A 17119-nucleotide genomic window follows, 5' to 3' on the forward strand; every position below is an offset into this window, starting at 1 on the left:
GGGGTCGGTCGGGGTGGGTGGTCCGGGGCGGTCGCCGGGAGGAGGGGCCGGTCAGTCATGGTGAGCCCGCATGTCCGGTGTGTCCGCGTGCTCCGCCCATTCCGTCCACAGCTGGGCGGCCAACACCCCGCCCGTTTCGGTGAGTTCACGCTCGGGAAGTGCGGTCAGCTCGACCAGTGCGCGTACGGCGTCCTCGCGACGAGAGCTGCCGAGGTGCTCGAAGGCCTCGTCGAGAAGGCGACCCGCCCGGTTGCCCAGGACGTTCAGGTCACTTGTCTCGCGGAGGGAAGCGAGCCTGACCCGCCGCCCCAGACGCGGCAGTTCGCGCGCGAACTCCTCCGGAGTGAAGTCGACCGCCAGGCCCAGTGCTCCCGGTCCGTGGGTGCCGAGCCGCAGCCCGCTGCCCGGTGCGAGCGGGGTGACGGTGGTGACGACGAACGCGTTGCGGTCCTCGGACCACCGTGGCAGCCGGGCGTCGAGCAGTTCATACGCTCGCCGCAGGCGCTCGGCGAAGGACGCGAGGGTCGGCCCGGAGGCGAGGGGGACGGGGAAACAGTCGCGGTAGGGATCGGCGTCGTCGACCAACAGGGCCGGGCGGCCCGGTAGTTCCACGGTGTCCAGCGGACGCCACTGGAAGGCGGCAGCGGCGTCGGTGAGCTGTACCTGTACGGGGCCCGACGCGCCGAACACGCAGAAGCCGCCCGGTGTCGCCTTGACCTCGACCCGGCCCGGCTCCGCCAGCGTGAACGTGCCCAGCGTCGGAAGATGGAGGGCTCGATCAGGCTGGTCCCAGCCGAGCACCACATCGGCGCCGGCCCGCACTGCCGCCGCGAAGGCCAGGGCCATGAACCGGGGGAGGTCGACGGTTGCTTCGTGCCGGGACCGGAGCAGCGAGGTGCGGACGTAGGGGTGGGCGAGAACGCCATCGAGGTGCCTGCTGGTGCCGTACCCGGAGTCCAGCTCCAGCAGGGTCCGCCAGGCGTCGTCCCAGCCCGGCTCCGGCATCGGGCCGTCGTGCGTGACCCGCAACAGGGTCCGGTCCAACTCCAGCTGGGAAAAGCTGAGTTCGTCCGAACGGCAGACCGCCGGAGCGAGTGCCCGGTGCGTCACCCGCTCGGCGATACCGTCCACCAGGGCGCGCAGATCGGCGCAGAAGACGGAAGGGTTGTCGAACGCACGTTCGGCGCTGTAGCGATGGGCGTACAGCCCGCCGCCACAGGAGTCGACCACCGGACAGCGGCGGCACGCTTCACTGACACCGGCGAGCCCGCGCTGGCGGGCCAGCACCCCCTCGTGCCGGGCGAACTCCTCGAAACCGTGCCGGAAGACGTCGTAACCCGTGGCCGCGGCTCCGTCGAAAGCAGTCTTCAGGGAGTCCGCCTGCTCGAAACTGCCGTCAGTCTCGACCACCGCGAGGTCGGACGGGGCGAGTCCCATCGCCTCGGTCAGGCTGGGCCCGCCACGCAGGGTGCTCAGCACCGACTCGAACGTACGTACAGGAATCCGGCGCCCCTGCTCGCTCCAGAGATCGAAAACCGTGAGCAGCCAGTCCGCGTACGGGGTCGCTGATCCGGCGGGGTTCGGCGGCGGGTGCTCCCATGTTGAGTGCGGTAGCAAATAATCGATACGGGGAGGGTCGAGAGCGGTGAGTGCTTCGTGGACGGTTACGGGGTCATTGGCGACATCCACCGTGCAGAGCAGGCCGCCGAAGAGGGGGCGGTATTCGGGGGTGCGCAGGAGATCGATTCCGCGCAGTACCCGGTCGTAGCTGCTGCGGCCTCTGCGATCGAGTCTGTGCCGGTCGTTGGCCATGCGGTCACCGTCGAGCGAAATGCCCACTCTGACGCCGAATTCCGCGAAGACGTCCAGATGTCGCCGGCTCAGCTGGATTCCGTTGGTGTGAATCTGGAGGTCCAGTGTGGTGACCGGGGTGAGGGTCCGTGTGAGTTCCGCGCAGATTCTTCTGAGCCGGGCGGGGCCGCAGAGGAGCGGCTCGCCCCCATGAAGGATGATCGCCACGGAAGGGAGCTTGTGGGCCTCGGCGTAGGAGGCGAACCGGCGGGCAGTCCGGGTGAGTGCCTCTTCGGAGATGACGACCGGGCGGGCTTTCCATCCCTGGTCGGCATGCTCGTACACGTAGCAGTGGTCGCAGGCCAGGTCACATCTGCTGTGCACCTTGAGAACCAGCTGCTGGAGGGAAGGGCTCGTCACACTGCATCATTGCAAACCGAACACCCTACCCGAGACCAACTCGTCGAAATGTCCCCGAAGTTGACGAGAGTGACAGCTGTGACGTGGGGGAGCATCCGACGGTGGAGCCGCCGGATACACCTGTCCGTGTGAACCTCGGACTCAAACCGCCGAGTTGAAGGTGGGGTGGTCCGGACGCCTGTCGGGGCTGCCCGGCAACCGCCACATCGTGTCGTTGACCGCGGGCGAGTGGGGGGAGAGGTCCGCCAGCGGGGTCTGCCGGTGACGCGTCGGCCGAGCGCCGGTCGAGGGCGCTTCCTGTGGCTGATAGAGGCTCATGACTGGCTCGTAGCTCCTTCTGCTGGCGCTGTCCAGCCCCCTTGTCGCCGGTTGGGACCCGCGAACGCCAAGAAAGTCTGGTTTTGATGCGGACGATACCTGAGAGCGACCCCGAGGATGGAACCTACCCATTCGATTTCAGGCTCTGATCGCCAGGAGTGGGCAATTGAGTGGGCAATGGCCGCGGGGGTGAGTCAATTGCACGCCAGCACTCCGGGTCCCAGTGTCACGCTGAGTGAGAACGATCTTCCGCCGCTGTTTGTCGTGAGCGATCGGCGGGCGCTGAGCCGTCAGAGTGAGTCCTTCTACGCGGTGCGCACGCAGTTGCTGCTCCTGCTGTCGGCGACGGCGATGGCAATGCTGGCGGAACGTTTTGACAGTCATATTCCAGCGGCATTGGCGGCGCTGCTTTACGCATTCACTATTGCCATCGGCCTCTACACCACCCGCCGCCGGGCCCGTGCCCAGTGGCGGGCGCACCGCGACGTGGCCGAACTGCTGAAATCGCTGGCCTGGCAGTACATGGTGCACGGCGGCCCGTTCCACTCCCGGGTCGCCGACGCCGACGGACTGTTCGCGGAACGGCTGGAGGGGCGACTTCGGGAACTCCGGCGGGTGGGGTGGGAGGACTCCCGCGACGGGGTCCACGCTCGTGGAGTCGGGCAGATCACGCCGTTCATGCGGGCCGTGCGCGCCAAACCCTTCGCCGCGCGCCGGGACATCTATCTCCGAGACCGGTTACTGGAACAGTTCGTCTGGTACAAGAACCGTGCCGCCGAGTCGCATCGCGCCTCCGTGCGCTGGTCCTCCGTCACGGCCACGCTGACGCTGCTCGCTCTGCTGGCTTCCGTGCTCAGGGCGGTCGGTGTGATCGGTGGCTGGGATCTCACCGGGCTCCTCAGCGCAGGCGCGGCGGCCGGAGTGGCCTGGCAGGAGGTGCGGCGGCACAGGCCGTTGACGTACGCGCACTCCCTCATCGAACAGAGCCTGGAGACACTGCGCGTCTCGATGTCCAGGACGGTGACGGAGGCGGGGGCGGCGGAGGCGGTGGCCGAAGCCGAGCGCATCGTGTCGCCGCAGCACACCGACTGGCTGGTCCGGTTCGGTGGCTGATCGACGGATCCGATGATCCGACGGGGGCAGGCCAGGTCAGGTCAGTCCGGTTCGGCGACCGAGCCGTCGATGACGAGACTCCGGCCCACCGGCTCCGGCGGATCGGGACGGAACCGCGTGGAGTGGTCCAGCGCGCCGCACGGGTCGTCGATGTCCCGCTTCCGGCAGGAGAGTTGACCTTGTGTGTGTCGTGGCGGGCCATGGTCAGGATCGAGGCACGGGGACGGCCCGGACCGAAGATCTCGGGGCCCCGAGAGCCCGAGGCCCTCGAAGCCCCGAAGTCAGGCGCGCAGTACCCCCGGCCGCCACAGCACCGTCACCGGGACGCCCGTGCGCCGGGCGTACGCCACCACGTCCCCGGTGCCCCCGAGCCCTCGCGCGGGTTGCCCGTCCCACACCGCGACCAACCGGTCGGCGTGGTCGACGATCCAGCGGCCCGCCGCGAAGTAGGCCTCCTCGTGGGTCGCCTCCTCGGGCAGATTCACCTGCGCATGGCAGGAGTTGAGGAGGCGGCGGTACGCGGCCCGGGTGTCGGCGTCGCCGAGGTGGGCCTCGTAGTCCATACCCGGAATCACGGCCGTGACCGGGATACCGCGGTCCAGGGCCATGTCGGCGAACAACTGGTCGGCCCCGGCCGCGAGGCAACTCAGGGCCTCCATCCCCTCGTCGCCCCGCAGTTGCCGGCGGATGCCCGTGCGGACGGCCGGCAGAACGGCGGCGGGGATCGAGCGGTGCCCTGTCACGCCGACGCGCGTGCGGACGCGCGCCCCGACGCGTGTGCCCAAGCCGATGTCCGTGTGGGTGTCCATGGCCGTGCCGAAACGAGTGCCGTTCCGTCTGTCGATGTCAGTCACTGGCTGCCCCTCCGACGTCCACGGTCCGTGACCTCACTCCAGGGTGCCGCCTCCCAGCGGGGCCTGCCAGATGACGGTCGTACCCGCGCCGGGGCCAGTTGCGTCATCGCCGCTGCCGCCATCGTCGTACACCGTCAGCCGTACGCCGTCCCGGCCGTCCTGCAGGGCCGCCGTCGCGTCGACCGCGATCTCGACGCGGCTGACAGCGGGGCGGCGTACGGCGGTGGCGAGAGCGCGGCGCAGGGCGGTGAGGAGCTGGGCGGCGACGGGGGACGGGACGAGGTGCTCGACCGGCCCGGTGAACTGGACGGAAGGGCGGCGGCCGAGTACCGCCGCCGCACCTGCGGCCTCCCGAAGTACCTTGCCGCGCAAGGTGGTCGGTGCGTCGGCCGGGGGTTGCTGGAGGGCGAAAATGGTCGTACGGACCTCCTGGACGGTGGCCTGAAGCTCGTCGACGGCATGCCCGAGGATCTCGCACACCTTGTCGTCGTCCGCGGCCCGGCGCTGCGTGGACTCCAGCATCATGCCGGTGGCGAACAGCCGTTGGACGACGAGATCGTGCAGATCACGGGCGATCCGGTCGCGGTCCTCGTACACCGCGAGGCGGGCACGACGGCGGCGGGCGTCGGCGAGGACGAGCGCGAGGGCGGCCTGCGAGGCGAACTGTGTCGCGAGGAGCCGTTCCACGTCGGTGTACGGGCGCTCCCCGCGCCGGCGCGGCAGCGCGAGCGTGCCGATCAGCCGCCCCTCGGCCTGCAACGGCAGCAGCATGCTGGGCCCGAACCGGTGCCGTACCGGGGTCGTCATCCGCGGGTCGGTCGCCGAGTCGTCGACGAACACCGGTTCCCCGCCGAGGAGTTGGACGAGAACGGGACTGCCCGGGGCGATGGTGGTCCCGACGATGTCACCGGGATCGTCCAGTGTGGAGGCGGTCACGATCTCCATGCCGCCGGCGTCCGTCGGCTGCAGGATGACTCCCGCGGCGGCGTCGGCGAGGAGCCTGGCCCGGTTCGCGACGGTCAGCAGCGCGTCGTCGTCGGCCCCACCGGTGAGCAGCGCGGTGGTGACGGCGGCGGCACCCTCGATCCAGCGCTCGCGCTGCCGTGCCGCCTCGTACAGCCGGGCGTTGCCGATCGCGATGCCGGCCTGTGCGGCCAGCACCCGCAGCAACTCCCTCTCCTCGTCGCCGAATTGGGTGCCGTCGAGTTTCTCGGCGAGATACAGCCGCCCGAACTCCTCGCCATCGACGTCGATCGGTACGTCGATGACGGTGATGCCCTCCCGCTTGGCGCGCCCCAGATCGGCCCGGCGGATCTCCACGAGGCCGTCGTGCCCGGGGTCGGCCATCCCGAATCCCGCGTACCTGGCACCGGTCAACTCGGCGGCGCCGTCCACGATGTGCTGGAGCGTGGTGCGCAGTTCGAGATCGGTACCGATGCCGAGCACGGCTTCGAGACGGGGCGGCAGAGGAGAAGAGGGAGAGGGAGAGAGGGGGGTATGGGCAGCGGAGGAGGGAGGGGTAGGGGGAGGGGCGGGAGGTGGGGGCGCGTCGTCCGTCATACGGCTGGTGGGCTACCGGTTCAGGAGGCCGGCCTCAGGTGGCCAGCGGGTCCAGCACCATCGGCTCGATCTTGCCCTCCAGCATGTACCCGAGGCCCTGCACCGCGCACACGTCCGGCCGTTCGGCGATGTGCACCGGCATGCCCGTGGCCTGCCGCAGCATCTGGTCGAACCCGGGGAGCAGTGCGCTGCCGCCGACCATCATGATGCCGCGGTCGGCGAGGTCGGCCACCAGGTCGGGCGGGCAGTCCCGCAGCACCTTCCCGATTCCGTCGAGTACGGCCGTCAGCGGCGTCTGGATGGCGTCGCGCACGGCGGCGGTGTCGACCTGGACGGAGCGGGCGAGGCCGGTGGCGACGTCCCGTCCGTGGATCTCGGTGGACTCCGGCCCGTGAGCGGTCAGCCCGTTGCCGGAGAGGGCGAGCTGCAGCGGACGTACCGACTGGCTGGGCAGCATCAGCTCGTGCTGGTGCCGCAGGTGCTGCACGATCGCGTGGTCGACGGCCTCGCCGCCGACCGGGATCCGCTGGGCGGTGACGATCGAGCCGAGGGAGAGGACGGCGAGCTGGGTGGCGGCGGCACCGCACACCATGACCATGGTCGCCTCGGGGCGTTCAACGGGCAGCCCGCACCCCACGGCGGCAGCGACGAGCGTGTCGACGAGCTCGACGCGCCGGGCGCCGAGTCCGACGAGCGTCTCGATGGTCGCGCGCTGCGCGAGCGGGTCGGCGTCGTGGGGGGTGCAGGCGGCTGCCCGCAGGAAGGGCTTCCGGCGCAGGGTTCGCCGCACCTTGTCGCCGATCAGGTGCCGCAGCATGCGCTGCGCCATCTCGATGTCGACGACGGTCCCACCGGACACGGGCCGAACGACCCGGATGTAGTGGGGCGTGCGTCCTGTCATCTTCTCGGCGAACTCCCCGACCGCGATCAGCGCGCCGGTCTTGGTGTTCACGGCGGCGACTGACGGCTGATCGACGACGAGCCCGGCACCCTTGACGTAGACACGGGTCCGCGCGGCCCCGAGGTCGACGGCGAAATGGCAGCGGCGCATCTGTTCCAGACTGACGGTCATGGCAGATCCTCCCGAGAGCGCAGACCGTAAAGGCCGCGCCGGTCGGCGGGCCTCCACTGGCATCGTGCGGGGGGCGGGGGAGAGGGCGCCTGTTGTAGGGGGCCGGGCGGGGTGCCGCCGTATGGGTATTTTGTCCTTTATGCCCTCTTCGGGACCAAGGTCCCGAAGGGGGCGGTCAGAGGTCCCGGGAGGGCTGCGAGAGGTCTACGGAGGGCTGCGAGGGGTCTCAGGAGGGCTGCGGGGGGCTCACGATGCCCCGCACCACCCCGAGCTCCACCAGATCCTGCGGCCGGATCCGGAGCTGGTCCGCCGTCGCCTCCACCTCCCCCTCCGGACGCTTGAGGATGGCCGCCGCGAGTTCTGGCGCGATGACGGAGAAGTAGCTGTCCGGCGTGGCCCAGGTGTTGCCGGGGGCGGCGAGGGCCAGGGCGCCGCCCGAGCCGCCCTCGCCGATCAGCAGCGTGGTGATCGGCGTACGGGCGGCTGCGACCGCGCCGAACAGGTCCGCGATCGCGGCGCCCGCGCCCTCGCGCTCGGCGTCTGCGTCGTTGGCTGCACCCGGGGTGTCCACCAGGGTCAGCACCGGGATGCCGAGCCGCTCCGCGAGGCGGATCAGCCGGGCGGCCGTGCGATAGCCGGCGGGGCGGGTGGCCGTACCGAGCTGCGCGGCGTATGCGGCGATCCGCCCGTCCGCCGCGCACTCGCCGAACCCGCAGGCCATCCCCGCGTCGGTGCCCCCGCAGCGGTCGCCGCTGATCGCGGCGCGCCGGGTGAAGTACGCGTCCAAGTAGGTCTCGGCGCGCGGGCGTCGGGGTGACCGGGCGCGCTGGACGGCGTCCCAGCCGGTGGTGGGGAGGGGGGCGGCACCAAGGGCGGGGGGTGGCGAGAGGGGGGAGGATGGTGAGGGTGGCGGGGCAGCCTCCGTCGACCGGGCGTCGCCGATAGTGACTGTTCCCGCGCCCCGCGTCTGCGTGCCGACCGTATCGGCGCTCAGCAGGCGCAGCCACAGGGCCAGCGTCTCCCGGAGCTCCTCCGGGCGTACGACCGCGTCGGCCGCGCCCGCTGCCACCTGCGCCTCGGCCGTGTACGCCGCCGGGTCCGCGTCGGCCGGCCGGACCCGGGAACCAGCGAAGCCCACCTGAGCGCCGGGAAGCGCCAGTACGACGTCGGCACCCGCGCCCAGGGTCGCCCAGCCGCCACCGGTCGTCGGATCCCGGAGAACCGCGATCTGCGGCAGGCCCGCCTCCCGCGTGAGCACCGACTGGCGTGCCACGCGCTGAAGTTGGGTCAGCGCGAGCATGCCCTCCTGCATACGGCTGCCGCCCGTCGCGACGAGCGGGACGACGGGCAGACGGTGGGCGCGCGCGTACTCGTACGCCGACTCCAGCCGGTCCCCGGTGCGTTCACCGAGCGAGCCGCCGAGAAAGCCGAACTCGAAGGCGATCAGCACGGCCGGGGTGCCGCCGATGTACGCGGTGCCGCAGACGACGGACTCCTCCTCGCCGGTACGGGAGGCGGCGCGGGCGCGCGAGGCGTCGTAACCCTGCCAGGAGAGGGGGCCGTTGGTCTTGAACTCCCGCATGGGATAAGGGAGTTCACGGAAGCTCTTGTTTGATTCGTCGTGAGAGCCGTCGTGAGAGCCGTCGTGAGAGCCGTCGTGGGAGTCGTCGTGGGAGTCGTCGGCGAGCAGGGCGATGAGCTCGCGGGCGGAGTGGCGTCCGGGGGCGCGGGCGGTCACTGGATCAGCCACTTGGCCAGTCGCGGGGTCGGCCACTCGGTCAGTGACTGGATCGGCCACTGGGCCGGTTGCTGGGTCAGCCACTTGGCCAGGCGCGGGGGCGGTGTCTCGGTCAGTGACTGGGGCAGCCACTGGGCCGGTCGCTGGTTCGGCCGCTGGGTCAATCGCCGGGTCGGCCACTCGGTCAGTCGCTGGATCAGTCACTGGGCAGGGCCCGCTTCATGATCTTGCCCATGTCGTTGCGCGGGAGGGCGTCCAGGTAGCGCACGACCCGGGGGCGTTTGTGCGGGGCGAGGCGACCAGCGACATGGTTCGCCAGCGCTTCGGCGTCCGGCGGGGACTGGGGATCGGCGGGGACGATCCAGGCGACGACGCGCTCGCCCAGGTCGGCGTCGGGCTCCCCGGTCACGGCCGCCTCGCGCACGCCCGCGTGTTCCAGGAGCGCGTTCTCGATCTCGCCCGCGCCGATCTTGTAGCCGCCGCTCTTGATCAGGTCGGTGGCCTTCCGGCCGACGATACGGACGTAGCCGTCGGGATCGCGCACCGCCATGTCACCGGTGCGGAACCAGCCGTCGGTGGTGAAGGCGGCGGCGGTGGCGTCGGGCCGGTTCAGGTACTCCGTGAACAGGTTCGGCCCGCGCACCTGGATCTCGCCCACGGTTTCACCGTCGTACGCCGTGATGGGTGCCCCGTCCTCCTCGACGAGCCGCAGCCCGACGCCCGGCAGCGGCACGCCGACCGTGCCCGCGCGAGGCTCTCCGTCCGCGCGGACGCTCGTGTTCATCAGGGTTTCCGTCATGCCGTAGCGCTCCACGACCCGTCGTCCGGTCGCGGCCGTGATCCGCTCGTGGTCGTGGACGGGCAGCGCGGCGGAACCGGAGACGAGCAGACGGGCCCGGCCGAGCGCCTCGGCGAGTTCCGGGTCGCCGGGGAGGGTTTCCGCGATCCGGTGGTACATCGTCGGCACGCCGAACAGCATCGTCGCCCCGTCGTTCAGCTCGCGGGTCACGCCCTCCGTCCCGAACCGCCCGAGGTGCCGTACCGAGCCGCCGCGCCGCAGTGGCCCGAGGATGCCGAGAATCAGACCGTGCACATGGAAGAGCGGAAGCCCGTGCACCAGCACGTCCTCGGAGGTCCACTGCCAGGCGTCGGCGAGCGCGTCCAGGGTGGCGGCGACGGCCCGGCGCGGGATGACGGCACCCTTGGGCGGCCCGGTGGTGCCCGAGGTGTAGACGATGAGGGCGGGCGTTTCGGGGTCCGGTTCGTATGCCGTCCTGCGGACCCCGGCGGACGTACGCACATTGACGTCGACTTCGATGTGCTCCAACGCCCCGAACGCGGAAGGGAGTTGGTCGCCGGGTGCGGTGAGTACGAGCGCGGGTGAGCTGTCCTTCAGGATGTGCCCCAACTCGCTCTCGCCCGACTTCGGGTTGAGCGGCACCGCCGGGACGCCGGCCAGCAGCGCGGCCACGACACCGACGGCCGTCTCCAGGGTCGGTGTCGCCCAGACGGCGACGGGGCCGCCCGCGCCGGAGACCCGGTCGGCGAGGGCTCCGGCCGCAGCGGCGAGCTCGGGGTACGTCAGCGAGCGGGTACCGAAGAGCAGGGCGGGCCGCTCGTCCGGGGGGCCGGTCGGGTCGTCGGTCAGCCCGGGGAAGAGAGAGGACACGCGTCGTACTCCTTAGCTCGTCACATCGTCGTACATGTGCGGTGGTACCGGCGGTCAGGCACCGGCGGCCAGGCACCGGCGGTCACACCCAGCCGGGTACCACCAGCACCAGCCACACCACCGCAGGAACCACGGCCACCACGACTCCTCCGTACACCATCAGCTGCCGGAAGAAACGTTCACGGTCGACATCCGGTGCCGAGGCCAGCACCAGCGCCCCGTTCGTCGAGAACGGACTGACGTCCACCACCGTCGCCGACACCGCGAGCGCCGCCACCATCCCGACCGCCCCGATCTCCCCCTGCGCCAGGAACGGTACCGCCAGCGGAATCAGTGCCCCCATGATGCCGACGGAGGACGCGAACGCCGAGATCAGCGCGCCGATTTGACTTGCTCCTCGGGCTGAAGCCCGGGGATTCTGGCCTTCCGTTCCGTTGTGTGCCGCTACGCGGCACGGGGTTCGGTCGGGAATCCGTGGCTTCCTGTTTCTTCGCGCTGTGCCGGGATTGCTCCTGGTCTTACCGGCGCTGCGCAGGCTGATACCGCCAGTCCGGCGGCCGTCTTCACGTTGATCGCGGCATTGTGGTCCCGGTCGTGGACGCTGCCGCAGGCGGTACAGGTCCATTCACGGACGTTGAGGGGTTTGGGTCCGTCCTTGACGCCGCAGGTGGAGCAGGTCTGGGTGGTCGGCTCGAACCGGCCGATCTTCACCAGGGTCCGCCCGTACCGGGCGGCCTTGTACTCCAGCATGTGCACGAAGGCCGACCATCCGGCATCGTGGACACTCTTGGCCAGCCTGCCGCGCGCCAGTCCGTTCACCGCCAGGTCCTCCACGCCGATCGCTTGGTTGTCGCGGATCAGCTTCGTGGAGAGCTGGTGGTGGAACTCGCTGCGCGCGTCGGCCACCTGTGCGTGAGCGCGAGCGACCTTCAGGCGGGCCTTCTCCCGGTTCTTCGACCCCTTCTCCTTACGGGACAGCTCCCGCTGGGCCTTCTTCAACTTCTTCTCCGCGCGGCGCAAAAACCGCGGGGAGTCGATCTTCGTACCGTCGGACAGGACCGCGAAGTGGGTCAGGCCCAGGTCGATGCCGACCGTCTCGCCGGTGTCGGCGTGCGGGTCGGTGTCGACGGCGAAGGACGCGAAGTACCGTCCGGCCGCGTCCTTGATCACGGTGACCGAGGTCGGGGTGGTGGGCAGTGTGCGGGACCACTTCACCTTCACCGCCCCGACCTTCGGCAGGTTCAGCCGCCCGCTGCCGGTGACCGACCAGCGGGCGTTGGCCGTGAACCGGATCGACTGCCGGTTGTCCTTGCGGGATTTGAACCGGGGCGCACCCATCTTCGGACCCTTGCGGGCTCCTTTGAGGGAGGCGAAGAAGTTCTTGTAGGCGGCTTCCGCGTCGCGCAGGGACTGCTGGAGCACGACAGCGGAGACCTCGCCCAGCCAGGCCCGTGAGGCGGTCTGTTTCGCCTCGGTAATCAGCCTCTTCGACAGCTCTGCGGCCTTGGGAAACGGCTGCTTGGCCGCTCTGGCGTCCTCGCGGGCGCGTACCGCGTCGTTGTACACGACGCGGGCGCACCCGAACGCCTTCGCCAACGCCCTCTGTTGGCCGGGGTCCGGATACAACCTGAAGGCGTACCGGAGCTGCATGACTGCCACGCTACATACTTGGGTTATGGGCGATATGCGGAAGATCAGAACTGGCCGGCACTGTGCTTTCGTGATGCATGTCCACTTGGTCTTCGTGACCAAGTTCCGGCACAAGGTGTTCACGGGTGATCATCTGAGGCGGATGGAGGAGATCATGCGGTCGGTGTGTACGGACTTCGAGTGCGAGCTGATGGAGTTCAACGGCGAGGACAACCACTTCCACCTCCTGGTGAACTTCCCGCCCAAGGTCGCCGTCACCAAGCTGGTCAACTCCCTCAAGGGCGTCTCCTCCCGCCGTCTGCGCCAGGAGTTCCCCGACCTGGCACGCCACTACTGGCGCGCCAACAAACTCTGGTCCGGGTCCTACTTCGCCGGCACTGTCGGCGGCGCCCCGCTCACCGTGGTCAGGCAGTACATCGAACAGCAGAACCGGCCGGTGTGAGCATCCCCCGGCTCCGCCGGGACCGGCCATCGTGGCGCTCCGCGTCATGGGTGCGGAACACGCCTTCCGGCTCCGCCGGACAAGAACCTGCGACGCTCCGCGTCGCAGCCATCAGATTCGCTTCACCACCGGACTGAAGCCCGATGCACTGCGAATGAACCCCGGTAGCAGAGGAGGACCGCGGCCGGCAGCGGCACACCGATGTCGCCGACACTCTCGCCGGCCCAGGTGATGGTGCCCATCTCCTGCAACACGCCGACGTAGGTGAGGACTCCGCAGATCACCAGGACGGTCGTCCAGGCGATCTGGCCCACGGCCTGGCGACTGTCCTCGGGCCGGCAGGCGGCGAGCAGGACGGCGATCGTGATGGAGGTGAGCCCGGCGTCGAGTTGCCCCTGCCGATGAACTCCGCAGCCGGATAAGGGACTTGACCGGCGCACTCGCCGAGACCGAAGCGCGTCTCGCGGACCTGGCCACCACCCGAAAGGTCATCGCCGAACTCGCGCCGACCGGCGACGGAGGCGAACTCGATCCGCCCGAACAGGCCACCGCCTACCAGGCCATCGTGAACGCCTTCAACCAGCACTCCGACCAGGCATTCCGGGTCCGAGAACTGCACGAACTCCTCGGCATGCCCACCGACGACCCGACCATGAACGTCACCCGCAGCCGCCTCGGACGCCTCACCCGCCAAGGCTTCCTCGCCCAACCCGGACGAGGCCGCTACCAGAAACGGATGTAACGCCCTCTTGGTTTTGAGGAAGATGTGGCGCCCGGCGGTACCCCCGGCGTCCGAACGTCCCGCGGCCTACAACCGCCGCGTCCCCACGACCGTGCTCAGGTCGGGGGCGAGCCGGAGTTCCACCGCCCGGAGAGCGGGATGCTCCAGCCAGTGCAGCCGGGCCCGGTCCGGGACACCCTCGTGCGATGGCGGGTAGCCGGTCGCCGGGGTGAAGTCGTCGATGACGACCGTGCCGCCGGGGGCCAGCAGGTTGTGGACGTCGGCCGGTGGGTCGCCGGGTGTTTTCCCCTGGCCTCCGCCGTCCAGCACCAGCAGGTCGTACGGTCCCTGCTCCGCGATTCTCCGCCAGTCGCCCTCGATGACCTCGACGCCGGGGCAGTCGGTGAACAACTCGGCTGTACGACAGGCGAGTTGGGGATCCCGCTCCACGCTCACGATCCGCGTGCCCGCCCTCGCCCCCGACGCGAGCCAGGCCAGCCCGACCCCGCACCCCGTGCCGGTCTCCCCGATACGGGCATCCGCGCCGCCGGCCAGGGTGTGCAGCAGGCGGCCCTGTTCGGGGCGGCAGGAGTACGGGAAGCCGTGCTCGCGGGCGGCGGCGACCGCGCGTCGTACCAGCGGAGGAAGGGCGGCGGGGGCAACGGTGGCGTAGGCGTTGGTGCCGGTGAGAGACATGGTGTTGATGCTGCCGTACGCTTGCCCGTCGCCGATCGCCTGTCGTTGCCCCACCCCGTCTTACTGCACCCGCATCCGACCACCGTCCGTCCGCACCACATCCGCCACCACGCAACTCACGTTGTCCGGGCCCCCGTTGGCGTTCGCTGCCTCGACGAGCGCGGCGGTTGTCGCGTCCGGGTCGGGGATGGTGGTGAGGAGATCCTGGATGGTGTGCTCCGGTACGGCCCTGGTCAGGCCGTCGGAGCAGAGGAGGTAGCGGTCGCCGGGCTCGGCGTCGTGCAGGCGTAGGTCGGGGGAGGAGGGGGTGCTCGTCAACGCCTTGAGGAGCAGGGTGCGTTGAGGGTGGGCGGTGGCTTCCTCGGGGGTCAGCCGGCCCTCGTCGATCATCGACTGGACGAGCGTGTGGTCGTGGGTGATCAGGAAGAGTTCGCCGTCGCGCAGGAGGTACGCGCGGCTGTCTCCGATGTGTACGAGGGCGAGGCGCGAGCCGGTCCACACCATCGCGGTGAGGGTCGTGCCGATGTCGTCCGTCACCTCGTCCCCTGTCTTCTCGTGCCTGGTCCCGGCGATGTCCCGGACGGCCTCGGTCGCGCCCTGGACAGCGTCCTCCAGGAGGTTCAGGACGCTGCCGGCGGTGAGCGGTTCGGCGTCGAGGAACTTCAGGGCCTCGACGGCGGCCGCGCTGGCCGGGGCGCCCCCGGGGCCGAAGCCGTCGGCGACGGCCAGGACGCGTGAACCGGCGTACGCCGTGTCCTGGTTGGCCGCGCGGACCCGACCGATGTCGGTGCGGGCGGCGTAACGGAGTTCGAGAGTGTTGGTGCTTGCCATGGGGTGGGTGTCCTTCCTCGGCGGTGTCGAGAGGTGATCGACGAGGAACGTGGCGAGATCCCGCCGGGCCGCCGTATCCGCCTCGACCCGTGCCCAGAAGGCGCGGATCTCCCGGGCGGCGGCCGACGGTTCCAGGGCCCTGACCTGCCGGATATGGGCCAACGGCATCCCCAGCCGACGCAGCCAGGCCACCAGCCGGGCCTGCTCCAGCTGCTCGACCGCGTAGTAGCGGTATCCGGTGTCGGGGTCGACGCGGGCGGGGCGGAGCAGGTCCAGTTCGTCGTAGAGCCGAAGCGCCTTCGGTGACAGTCGGCACGCCTTGGCGAACGCCCCGATGGTCAGCATCTCCCTTCCCCTCTCCATCGCCATCGCCATCTCCTTGTCCCTCCCTCTCCATCTCCTGCTTCGTGATCCCGGATTCCCGCCGGGTTCCTCGTTCCGCCACCGATGCTGCGGCTTGCCCGAAGGGCAAGGTCAAGGTCAGGCGCTTGTTAACCTTCTGTCGATACCACTATCAGTGGTGAACCAGCAGTACACGCCTTACCGAGGGAGTCCCCGTGGTCCGCATCGCGATCGTCACCTACGACCCCCGGCCGGAGGCCAGCAAGGACCGCGATTTCCCGCTCCTGGTAAGGGAGTTGGTGGCAGCCGGTGCCGACGCGACCGCCGTCTACTGGGACGACCCCGATGTCGACTGGTCCTCCTTCGATCTCGCCGTGGTCCGGTCCCCCTGGGACTACACCTGGCGCGCGGAGGAGTTCGCGGGCTGGCTGGAGCGGTGCGGGAAGGTCACGCGGGTCGCGAATCCGGTCGGTGTCCTGCGGTGGAACATGGACAAGCGGTACCTCGGTGAGCTGGCCGCAGCTGGTGTCCCCACGGTCCCCACCCGCTATCTGGCCCCCGGTGACACCGCCGACCTCCCCGACGACCGCGAGTACGTCGTCAAGCCCACCTCCGGCGCCGGCGCCCGTTACGCCGCCCGCTACCTGCCCGAGGACCGGGAGACGGCCGTACGGCATCTCGCGCGTATGCACGCCGAGGGGTTCACCGCGATGGTGCAGCCGTACGTCGGGAGCATCGACGTCACCGGGGAACGCGCCCTGCAGTTCTTCGGCGGGAGTCTTCTGCACGCCAGCCGCAAGGGGGCCGTGCTGACTCCGGGTACGGCGTACGACGACGACAAGGTCGCCCATCCCGACCTGGAGGTCTGGTCCCCGACCCCGGCGGAACTCGCCCTCGCCGAAAGGGCGTTGGCCGCTGTGCCGGACAACTCCGGTCTCCTGTACGCCCGTGTGGACCTTGTCATCGGTGACGCCGGTGAACCTCTGGTCATGGAGCTGGAGTTGATCGAGCCGAATCTGTTCCTCGACCTGCATCCGGACTCGGTGCCGGTGGTCGTGCAGGCCATCCTGCGGGCCGCTGTCGGCCGCTAGGGAGTTGTCGGTCGGCCCGGTCGGGCCGGTCAGCCTTTGACCGCCACCCGCTGCAGCAGCCCCCACGTGAATTCGGCCACGCACTCCCGCCGTACCTTTGGCCCCGTACCCGTACCCGTACCCGTACCCGTTGCCGTCCCGTCCGGCACCGTGAACGCCAGGCCCCAGCGGGTCGGGGCCGTGCCCTCCAGGGGGCGCACGGGCGCGAAGGCGTGGGCGACCTCGTCGACCGTGCAGGACCAGGGGCGCAGGTCGTCCGGCGTGCGGAGTTCGGGCGAGGGGGCGCCCGGGGCCCGTACCAGCCACTCGTTCCAGGCCACGCCGTTCGGGGCCACGAGCACCTCGAAGCGCAGGTCGGGCCAGAGGGGGACCGGCCACAGCCAGGCCTCGCACTCCAGGTCGCCGATCCTGCGGGGCGTCACCGACTCCGGGGTGCCGAGGACCGAGCGGTACCGGGAGGCGGCGGCGCGGGCGCGCGGGGAGCGGAGCATCGCCTGCCAGCGCTTGTTGGCCTCGCGCATGTCCGCGATCGACACGCCCAGCTCGTGCCGGGCGTCCTCCACCAGGTCCGGGTTGTGGTCGGCCATGCGGCGCAGCAGTACCAGCTGGAAGTCGATAACCGTGAACATGCGAACCATCGTCTCGTACCGGCCGGCAGGTGCGGACAGTCACGGACGGCAACGAAGCCGTCGCACGCCCATTGCCCGCCCGAGTCCTTGTGGCTAGCCTGTCCTCTGTTCGTCATTCCGATCGTCTGTTGAAATCTCGAACGTCGTCGAAAAGCGTCGAGACCACCGACACCTTGGACACA

Annotated in this window: 16 protein-coding genes and 2 pseudogenes; 4 read left to right on the forward strand and 14 right to left on the reverse strand. The window is 70.2% G+C overall.

Annotated features, from left to right (window positions below):
* Positions 1-51 precede the first annotated feature (51 nt).
* Entirely contained in the window at positions 52-2211 is a 2160-nt protein-coding gene (gene fxsB / locus G3I56_RS04430; RefSeq protein WP_164407314.1) for a radical SAM/SPASM protein FxsB, inactivated metallohydrolase extension form, read from the reverse strand.
* 141 nt (positions 2212-2352) lie between these two features.
* Entirely contained in the window at positions 2353-2529 is a 177-nt protein-coding gene (locus G3I56_RS04435) for a hypothetical protein (RefSeq protein WP_164407316.1), read from the reverse strand.
* 177 nt (positions 2530-2706) lie between these two features.
* Between G3I56_RS04435 and G3I56_RS04440 the strand changes: the two genes are divergently transcribed.
* Positions 2707-3642 (forward strand): DUF4231 domain-containing protein, encoded by a 936-nt coding sequence (locus tag G3I56_RS04440; protein WP_275406638.1) that lies wholly within the window; start codon positions 2707-2709, stop codon positions 3640-3642.
* Between the two features lie 281 nt (positions 3643-3923).
* On the opposite strand, the gene G3I56_RS04445 is transcribed toward G3I56_RS04440, so the two are convergent.
* The 8 genes and pseudogenes from G3I56_RS04445 to G3I56_RS04480 all read right to left on the reverse strand — a co-directional run bounded on the left by G3I56_RS04445 (position 3924) and on the right by G3I56_RS04480 (position 12185).
* The gene (locus G3I56_RS04445; protein WP_164407816.1) at positions 3924-4451 is read right to left on the reverse strand and encodes a hypothetical protein; all 528 of its coding nucleotides are present in this window, start codon (positions 4449-4451) and stop codon (positions 3924-3926) included.
* A 78-nt stretch (positions 4452-4529) separates the two neighbouring features.
* Positions 4530-5843 (reverse strand): GAF domain-containing protein, encoded by a 1314-nt coding sequence (locus tag G3I56_RS04450; protein ID WP_343239875.1) that lies wholly within the window; start codon positions 5841-5843, stop codon positions 4530-4532.
* Positions 5844-6090: 247 nt separating this feature from the next.
* Entirely contained in the window at positions 6091-7128 is a 1038-nt protein-coding gene (locus G3I56_RS04455) for a rod shape-determining protein (RefSeq protein ID WP_164318105.1), read from the reverse strand.
* Between the two features lie 226 nt (positions 7129-7354).
* Positions 7355-8878: a carboxyl transferase domain-containing protein gene (locus G3I56_RS04460; RefSeq protein ID WP_343239861.1), complete on the reverse strand. Its 1524-nt coding sequence runs from the start codon at positions 8876-8878 to the stop codon at positions 7355-7357.
* Positions 8863-9030 (reverse strand): hypothetical protein, encoded by a 168-nt coding sequence (locus G3I56_RS04465; protein WP_164407318.1) that lies wholly within the window; start codon positions 9028-9030, stop codon positions 8863-8865. The genes G3I56_RS04460 and G3I56_RS04465 overlap by 16 nt, the downstream gene beginning before the upstream one ends.
* 32 nt (positions 9031-9062) lie before the next feature.
* Positions 9063-10535, reverse strand: a complete 1473-nt coding sequence (locus G3I56_RS04470; protein WP_164407320.1) for an acyl-CoA synthetase — start codon at positions 10533-10535, stop codon at positions 9063-9065.
* An 82-nt stretch (positions 10536-10617) separates the two neighbouring features.
* Positions 10618-10920, reverse strand: a pseudogene (locus G3I56_RS04475) (hypothetical protein); the annotation flags it as partial.
* A 59-nt stretch (positions 10921-10979) separates the two neighbouring features.
* A complete protein-coding gene (locus tag G3I56_RS04480) occupies positions 10980-12185 on the reverse strand; it encodes an RNA-guided endonuclease TnpB family protein (RefSeq protein WP_164407322.1) in 1206 nt (401 codons plus the stop codon).
* 25 nt (positions 12186-12210) lie between these two features.
* Here G3I56_RS04480 and tnpA point away from each other — a divergent pair, with 25 nt between their 5' ends.
* Positions 12211-12627 carry an IS200/IS605 family transposase gene (tnpA, locus tag G3I56_RS04485; RefSeq protein ID WP_164407324.1) on the forward strand — a complete coding sequence of 139 codons (417 nt, stop codon included), beginning with the start codon at positions 12211-12213 and terminating at the stop codon, positions 12625-12627.
* Positions 12628-12782: 155 nt separating this feature from the next.
* Here the strand turns inward: tnpA and G3I56_RS04490 are convergent.
* Positions 12783-13016: pseudogene (locus G3I56_RS04490) on the reverse strand (SLC13 family permease); the annotation flags it as partial.
* A 38-nt stretch (positions 13017-13054) separates the two neighbouring features.
* Between G3I56_RS04490 and G3I56_RS04495 the strand changes: the two are divergent.
* On the forward strand, positions 13055-13369 hold the full coding sequence (locus tag G3I56_RS04495) for a hypothetical protein (RefSeq protein WP_203689197.1): 315 nt from the start codon (positions 13055-13057) through the stop codon (positions 13367-13369).
* Between the two features lie 66 nt (positions 13370-13435).
* Here G3I56_RS04495 and G3I56_RS04500 read toward each other — a convergent pair whose 3' ends face one another.
* Together G3I56_RS04500 and G3I56_RS04505 are read right to left on the reverse strand one after the other, a co-directional pair.
* On the reverse strand, positions 13436-14044 hold the full coding sequence (locus G3I56_RS04500) for a class I SAM-dependent methyltransferase (RefSeq protein WP_164407326.1): 609 nt from the start codon (positions 14042-14044) through the stop codon (positions 13436-13438).
* A gap of 60 nt (positions 14045-14104) precedes the next feature.
* The gene (locus G3I56_RS04505) at positions 14105-15244 is read right to left on the reverse strand and encodes a MerR family transcriptional regulator (protein ID WP_239134704.1); all 1140 of its coding nucleotides are present in this window, start codon (positions 15242-15244) and stop codon (positions 14105-14107) included.
* Between the two features lie 188 nt (positions 15245-15432).
* On the opposite strand from G3I56_RS04505, the gene G3I56_RS04510 reads away from it, so the two are divergent.
* Positions 15433-16308 (forward strand): hypothetical protein, encoded by an 876-nt coding sequence (locus G3I56_RS04510; protein ID WP_164407328.1) that lies wholly within the window; start codon positions 15433-15435, stop codon positions 16306-16308.
* Positions 16309-16337: 29 nt separating this feature from the next.
* On the opposite strand, the gene G3I56_RS04515 is transcribed toward G3I56_RS04510, so the two are convergent.
* Positions 16338-16946, reverse strand: a complete 609-nt coding sequence (locus G3I56_RS04515; RefSeq protein ID WP_164407330.1) for a hypothetical protein — start codon at positions 16944-16946, stop codon at positions 16338-16340.
* Positions 16947-17119 lie beyond the last annotated feature (173 nt).

It is taken from the genome of Streptomyces sp. SID12488 (assembly GCF_010548275.1).
In the GTDB taxonomy this organism is placed as follows: domain Bacteria; phylum Actinomycetota; class Actinomycetes; order Streptomycetales; family Streptomycetaceae; genus Streptomyces.